The sequence below is a fragment of the Chryseobacterium metallicongregator genome, from assembly GCF_031324065.1.
Classification (GTDB): Bacteria; Bacteroidota; Bacteroidia; order Flavobacteriales; family Weeksellaceae; genus Chryseobacterium; species Chryseobacterium metallicongregator.
The window spans coordinates 1-742 of record NZ_JAVIXS010000030.1 but is presented as its reverse complement, the minus strand read 5'-3'; the positions used below and the strand labels follow the sequence as shown (position 1 = coordinate 742).

General features: G+C 47.3%; 1 rRNA gene. It reads left to right on the top strand.

Going from position 1 to position 742, the window contains the following annotated elements:
- Positions 1–742 (top strand): 23S ribosomal RNA (locus REB14_RS24100); the annotation flags it as partial.

Sequence of the window (742 nt, the reverse complement as noted above, 5' to 3'; positions counted from 1 at the left end):
GGTTGAAGCTCTGGTAACACAGAGTGGAGGACCGAACCGGTTGACGTTGAAAAGTCTTCGGATGACCTGTGGGTAGGGGTGAAAGGCCAATCAAACTGGGAGATAGCTCGTACTCTCCGAAATGCATTTAGGTGCAGCGTCGTATATAAGTTTATTAGAGGTAGAGCTACTGATTGGATGCGGGGGTTTCATCGCCTACCAATTCCTGACAAACTCCGAATGCTAATAAATGTTCTACGGCAGTGAGGGCATGGGTGCTAAGGTCCATGTCCGAGAGGGAAAGAACCCAGACCAACAGCTAAGGTCCCAAAATATATGTTAAGTTGAAACAACGCGGTTGGACTGCATTGACAGCTAGGATGTTGGCTTGGAAGCAGCCATTCATTTAAAGAGTGCGTAACAGCTCACTAGTCGAGCGGTCCGGCATGGATAATAATCGGGCATAAACATATTACCGAAGCTATGGATTTGTATTTTAGATACATCTGGTAGGAGAGCATTCTATTTGCGCCGAAGCAGTACTGTGAGGTATTGTGGAGCGGATAGAAAAGAAAATGTAGGCATAAGTAACGATAAAGCAGGCGAGAAACCTGCTCACCGAAAGACCAAGGCTTCCTCAGCCATGCTAATCAGCTGAGGGTTAGTCGGGACCTAACGCGAACCCGAAAGGGGTAGTGGATGGACAATGGGTTAATATTCCCATACTTGCTCACGAATAAAGGGGACGGTTGGATGTAGCTGC